This is a genomic window from Limnohabitans sp., assembly GCF_044361985.1.
Lineage (GTDB): Bacteria > Pseudomonadota > Gammaproteobacteria > Burkholderiales > Burkholderiaceae_C > Limnohabitans_A.
Genome location: NZ_JBIKHV010000121.1, coordinates 1 through 5,829, shown reverse-complemented (window position 1 = coordinate 5,829; position 5,829 = coordinate 1). Strand labels below are relative to the sequence as shown.

The window sequence follows — 5,829 nt, the reverse complement described above, 5'->3', positions numbered from 1 at the left end:
GTCAACTTGTCTTGTGCGTTCTGCGGTGGCTCAGGGGCCTGTAATTCGCCGACCCTTCCCACCATTTCGCGGGTGGCTGTGGCAGAAGCTTTCAGCGGGGCCTGGGCCAAGCGCCTGGCGTAGGCGGCAAAGTCCACGCTTTGCGCGAGCACGGTTTGATGGGCTTCTTCGGCGGGCACTTGTGCCGCGTCTTGCGCGTTGGGCAGCTGAACTTGCGCGCCCTCGCGCAACAGATTCACATTGCCTTCAATGAAGGCTTCCGGGTTGGCTCTGACCATGGCCAGCAGCATTTGGTCAAGGGAGACACCCACTGGCATTTTTTGCAAAACCAGTCGGGAGGCGGTATCGCCAGACCGCACGGTGATCGTTTCTTTTGCGTCTTTGCCTTTTGTGTCCATCTCAGGCAAGGCGACCGATGCCAGGGCTTTGGGTGACACCACGGGTGCAATAAGCGTTTCATCACCCCTTGCTTTTTCCCCAGAGGCCTTGGGTGTCCCTAGAGGTGAGACCAGCAGGGTGTAGTTCATGGCCAAGCGACCCGAGGGCCACTGCGCCTGCACGATCACATCCATGAAATGGTCGTTCACGGGGGTTTGGCCGATCAAGGCAATGTAGGGCTTGCCATCGCCACGAAACTCCAATTGAGCCTGCAAGCCATTCAGGGCCGGGTGAAACGCCATGCCAGCTTGTTCAAAACTGGCGGCGTCAGCCAATTGCACCTTGAGTTTTCGAAGGTCTTCAACCTTGTAGTGCGTGATCTCAATGGCTGCCCGAAGGGGTTGACCCAAGCCCGACTCCACCGAAAAGTGGCCCAAGGTCAGGGCCTTGGCAGGCAAGCTGGCGCAGGCCAACAGCGAGGCCACAGCCCAATACTTGGCGAGTTGTTGGCTGCGGTGGTTAGGCAAGGGCATGCAATGTGTTTTCTTCAGGTTGTGACCGCTGGGCATGGGTGCAGCAGGGGCATCAAGCGTCCAGCAAGATGCTCAGCATGCGGCGCAGCGGCTCGGCCGCGCCCCACAAAAGCTGGTCTCCCACGGTGAATGCGCCCACGTATTCGGGGCCCATGGCCAGCTTGCGCACACGACCCACGGGAATGGTCATGGTGCCGGTCACGGCCACAGGGGTCAAGTCCTTGACGGTGGCTTCGCGGGTGTTGGGCACCAATTTGACCCACGCGTTGTCGGCGGCGATCATGGCTTCGATGTCGGCCACAGGCACGTCTTTTTTCAGCTTGAAGGTCAGGGCCTGGCTGTGGCAGCGCATCGCGCCGACGCGCACACAAAAACCGTCGACGGGGATGGCCGCAGAGCTGAAGCCTTCGCCCAGACCCAAAATTTTGTTGGTTTCGGCCATGCCCTTCCACTCTTCCTTGGACGTGCCCCAACCGGGCTCGTCCCGGTTTTTGCCCACACCCAGGTCTTTGTCGATCCAGGGGATCAGCGAGCCCCCCAATGGCACGCCAAAGTTGGCGGTCTCGGCCGCAGTGAGGGCGCGTTGCTTGGCGACCACCATGCGGTCGATTTCCAAAATGGCACTTTTGGGGTCGTCCAGCAGGGCTTTGACTTCGGCGTGCAGAGTGCCGTATTGGGTCAGCAACTCGCGCATGTGTTGTGCGCCGCCACCCGAAGCCGCCTGGTAAGTCTGGGTGCTCATCCACTCGACCAGACCGGCTTTGTACAAAGCGCCCACGCCCATCAGCATGCACGACACCGTGCAGTTGCCACCCACCCAGTTGTTGCCGCCGTGGGCCAAGGCGTTTTGGATCACAGGCATGTTGACCGGATCGAGAATAATGACAGCGTCTTTTTCCATGCGCAGGGTCGAGGCCGCATCGATCCAATGGCCTTTCCAGCCCGCTGCACGCAGCTTGGGGAAGACTTCAGTGGTGTAGTCGCCGCCTTGCGCTGTGATGATGATGTCGCAGCGCTTGAGCTGCTCGATGTTGAATGCGTCTTGCAGCGTGGTTTCGTTCTTGGCCATTGCCGGGGCTTTGCCGCCTGCATTGGATGTAGAGAAGAACAATGGCTCGATCAGGTCAAAGTCTTTTTCCTGAGTCATGCGGTCCATCAACACCGAGCCGACCATGCCGCGCCAGCCGACCAAACCTACTAACTTGCTCATTTCAACGCCCTTTCAGTTTTTAAAACAGTGTTTGACCTGACTGTTTGCCCGGCTCGTCTGGCCGGGGGGCGCACGACGAACCAGGCTGCTCAGCCCTTAATGGTCGTGGTTTTTGTGGAAGTTGCACGCGCGCCAACCACTGCCTTGGCGGCAACAGCGAAGTTCTGGGAAAACAGGCGGGCGTGAAACATGAATGAAATTGTAATGGATGCAAGCTGAGCCCAGCCTGACAGCGGATTCAGCCGAGCGCTTTGACCACCGCATCACCCATCTGCGCGGTGCCCACCTTGGTGGTGCCTTCGCTCCAGATGTCTCCAGTGCGCAAACCCAGGGCCAGCACCTCTTGCACAGCCGCTTCGATGCGTTGGGCGGCTTCAGGCTGGTTCAGGCTGAAACGCAACATCATGGCGGCGCTCAGGATGGTCGCCAGCGGGTTGGCCACGCCTTTGCCCGCGATGTCGGGGGCGCTGCCGTGGCTGGGCTCGTACAGCCCCTGATTTTTCGTGTTCAGGCTGGCCGAAGGCAGCATGCCGATGGAGCCCGTGAGCATGGAGGCTTCGTCGGACAGGATGTCGCCGAACATGTTGCCGGTAACCACCACGTCAAAGCGCTTGGGCTCCTTGACCAGTTGCATGGCGGCGTTGTCCACGTACATGTGGTCGAGGGCGATGTCGGGGTACTCTTTGCCGACCTCGGTGACCACATCTTTCCAGAACTGGAAGGTCTCCAGCACGTTGGCTTTGTCCACGCTGGTCACGCGGCCTTCTTTGCCTGCCGCCTTGCGCTTGCGCGCGGCCTGGAAGGCCACATGCGCAATGCGCTCGATCTCAGGCTTGGAATAGCGCATGGTGTCAAAGGCTTCTTCGGCACCTGGGAAGTGTCCGTCGGTGGCGATGCGACGCCCGCGCGGCTGGCCAAAATAGATGTCGCCCGTCAGCTCGCGGATGATCAGGATGTCCAGGCCCGAAATCAGCTCGGGTTTGAGGCTGGAGGCACCCACCAATTGTTCGTAGCAAATGGCAGGACGGAAGTTGGCAAACAAGCCCATGTTTTTGCGCAGGCCCAAAATCGCTTGCTCGGGGCGCAGGGGTCGGTCAAGCGTGTCGTATTTCCAGTCGCCGACGGCGCCAAACAGCACGGCGTCAGACGCCATGGCCAGCTTAAGGGTCGCTTCGGGCAGCGGGTGGCCATGTGCGTCGTAGGCGGCGCCTCCGACCAAGGCGGTTTCCATTGCGAACTTCAGCTCGAGAACGTTCAGGACTTTGACGGCTTCGGCGACGATTTCGGTGCCGATGCCATCACCGGGAAGGACTGCGATTTTCATGGGGATTCCAGACTTCTTTTTATGCGTTGACGGCGGTGTGCGCCAACCAGGGCTTGGTGGCCAGGCGCTCGGCTTCAAAGGCCTTGATCTTCTCTGCGTGGCGCAAGGTCAGGCCGATGTCGTCCAGACCATTGATCAAACAAAACTTGCGAAAGGCCTGCACCTCGAACGGGATTTCTTCGCCTTGGGGGCGCACGACCACTTGGCGTTCCAGATCCACGGTGAGCTGGTAGCCGGGGAAGGCCGCCACTTCGTTGAACAGCAGGTCCACGGCGGCCTCGGGCAGCACGATGGGCAGCAGACCATTCTTGAAGCAGTTGTTGAAGAAAATGTCGGCAAAACTGGGTGCGATCACGCAGCGAAAGCCGTATTGGTCGATCGCCCAAGGGGCGTGTTCGCGGCTGGAGCCGCAACCGAAGTTCTTGCGGGCCAGCAAGACGCTGGCGCCCTGATAGCGCGGCTGGTTCAGCACGAAATCTGGATTGGGCTTGCGGCTGGCCGGGTCTTGGCCGGGCTCACCCGCGTCCAAGTAGCGCCAAGCGTCGAACAGGTTGGGGCCAAAGCCGGTTTTGCGGATCGACTTGAGGAACTGCTTGGGGATGATGGCGTCGGTGTCCACGTTGGCACGGTCCATCGGGGCCACCAAGCCTTTGAGAAGGGTGAATTTCTGCATGGTGATTATTTGGCTGATTTTTCGATGGCTGAACCGGCTTTTCCAATGTCCTGGCCAATACCGCGGACGGTGTTGCAGCCCGACAGGGCCAGCAAGCTGAGGGCGATTAACAGGCACGATATGGTTTTCATGAAAAGTCTCCAGTGATTCAGGAAAATTGACGAATGTCGACAAAGTGACCATGCACCGCAGCGGCTGCAGCCATGGCGGGGCTGACCAAGTGGGTGCGACCACCCGCACCCTGACGGCCTTCGAAATTGCGGTTGGAAGTCGATGCACAGCGCTCGCCGGGTTCCAGGCGGTCAGCATTCATGGCCAGGCACATGGAACAACCGGGCTCGCGCCACTCGAAGCCCGCCGCCTTGAAGATCTCGTGCAGGCCTTCGCGCTCGGCTTGCTCCTTGACCAAACCGGAGCCGGGCACCACCATGGCCAGCTTGACATTTTTGGCGACTTTTTGGCCCAGCTTTTTGACAATGGCCGCGGCCTCTCGCATGTCTTCGATGCGGCTGTTGGTGCATGAGCCGATGAAGACCTTGTCGACGCTGATGTCGGACAAGGCCTTGCCGGGCTGCAGACCCATGTAGGTCAGTGCACGCTCAATGGCATCGCGCTTGACGTCGTCCTTTTCCTTGTCCGGGTCGGGCGTATGGCCGTCGATGCCCAGCACCATTTCAGGCGAAGTGCCCCAAGTGACTTGCGGCACGATGGTTCTGGCGTCGAGTTCGATCGTGGCATCAAACTGGGCATTGGCATCCGACTGCAGGGTCTTCCAGTAGGCCACGGCGAGATCCCATTCCACGCCTCCGACAAACTGGCCAGTTTTCGGGTCTGTCCCGGGTGACAGCAACCGGCCTTTGACATATTCAATGGTCTTGTCATCCACCGCCACCAGACCTGCGCGTGCGCCGCCTTCAATGGCCATGTTGCAGACCGTCATGCGGGCCTCCATGCTCAAGGCCCTGATGGCCGAGCCGGCAAATTCAATGGTGTAGCCGGTGCCGCCCGCCGTACCAATTTTGCCAATGATGGCCAACACGATGTCTTTGCCCGTGAGACCTTTGGCCAGAGCGCCCTCGACCTTGATGAGCATGTTTTTGGCTTTTTTGGCCAGCAGTGTTTGCGTGGCCATGACATGTTCGACTTCCGAAGTGCCGATGCCGTGGGCCAGTGCGCCGAATGCGCCATGTGTGGAGGTGTGTGAGTCGCCGCAAACCACGGTCATGCCGGGCAGGGTGGCACCGTTCTCAGGGCCAATGACGTGCACGATGCCCTGGCGCTTGGACAGGAACGGGAAGAACGCGGCCGAGCCGTATTCCTTCATGTTGGCGTCGAGTGTGGTGATCTGCTCTTTGCTGATGGCGTCGGTGATGCCGTCGTAGCCCAATTCCCAACCAGTGGTGGGGGTGTTGTGGTCGGCGGTGGCCACGATGGAGCTGACACGCCAGACTTTTCGACCGGCTTGGCGCAGGCCTTCAAAGGCTTGGGGGCTGGTGACTTCGTGCACCAGATGGCGGTCGATGTAGAGGACGGCGGTACCGTCTTCTTCGGTGTGGACGACGTGTTCGTCCCAGATTTTGTCGTAAAGCGTACGTGCCATGGTGCTTCCTTCAGTGCAGCTCGCCATTTTATGCGGATCCCATGGCTTGTTTGTCACCCTGGCTCGTGACGTCTTAAGCTTTGAGGGACTTGTGGTGGCAGCGCCGTGGCC

The 5,829-nt window shown here is 59.9% G+C and carries 6 protein-coding genes; all 6 read right to left on the bottom strand.

The window, feature by feature from the left end; translation table 11 throughout:
• Positions 1-911: FimV family protein (locus ACIQ3A_RS13445; RefSeq protein WP_396432234.1), on the bottom strand; the 911-nt coding region annotated here is incomplete at its 3' end.
• Positions 912-963: 52 nt separating this feature from the next.
• A complete protein-coding gene (gene asd / locus ACIQ3A_RS13440) occupies positions 964-2,121 on the bottom strand; it encodes an aspartate-semialdehyde dehydrogenase (RefSeq protein ID WP_396432233.1) in 1,158 nt (385 codons plus the stop codon).
• 238 nt (positions 2,122-2,359) lie between these two features.
• Positions 2,360-3,445 (bottom strand): 3-isopropylmalate dehydrogenase, encoded by a 1,086-nt coding sequence (leuB, locus tag ACIQ3A_RS13435; RefSeq protein ID WP_396432232.1) that lies wholly within the window; start codon positions 3,443-3,445, stop codon positions 2,360-2,362.
• 19 nt (positions 3,446-3,464) lie between these two features.
• Entirely contained in the window at positions 3,465-4,118 is a 654-nt protein-coding gene (leuD, locus tag ACIQ3A_RS13430; protein ID WP_396432231.1) for a 3-isopropylmalate dehydratase small subunit, read from the bottom strand.
• A gap of 5 nt (positions 4,119-4,123) precedes the next feature.
• Positions 4,124-4,249, bottom strand: a complete 126-nt coding sequence (locus tag ACIQ3A_RS13425) for an entericidin A/B family lipoprotein (RefSeq protein ID WP_396432230.1) — start codon at positions 4,247-4,249, stop codon at positions 4,124-4,126.
• Between the two features lie 17 nt (positions 4,250-4,266).
• On the bottom strand, positions 4,267-5,718 hold the full coding sequence (leuC, locus tag ACIQ3A_RS13420) for a 3-isopropylmalate dehydratase large subunit (RefSeq protein WP_396432229.1): 1,452 nt from the start codon (positions 5,716-5,718) through the stop codon (positions 4,267-4,269).
• Between the last annotated feature and the right edge of the window lie 111 nt (positions 5,719-5,829).

Coding starts and splice junctions, on each gene's coding strand:
- asd (WP_396432233.1), bottom strand. CDS start 2,121: ATGAGCAAGTTAGTAGGTTTGGTCGGCTGGCGCGGCATGGTCGGCTCG.
- leuB (WP_396432232.1), bottom strand. CDS start 3,445: ATGAAAATCGCAGTCCTTCCCGGTGATGGCATCGGCACCGAAATCGTC.
- leuD (WP_396432231.1), bottom strand. CDS start 4,118: ATGCAGAAATTCACCCTTCTCAAAGGCTTGGTGGCCCCGATGGACCGT.
- ACIQ3A_RS13425 (WP_396432230.1), bottom strand. CDS start 4,249: ATGAAAACCATATCGTGCCTGTTAATCGCCCTCAGCTTGCTGGCCCTG.
- leuC (WP_396432229.1), bottom strand. CDS start 5,718: ATGGCACGTACGCTTTACGACAAAATCTGGGACGAACACGTCGTCCAC.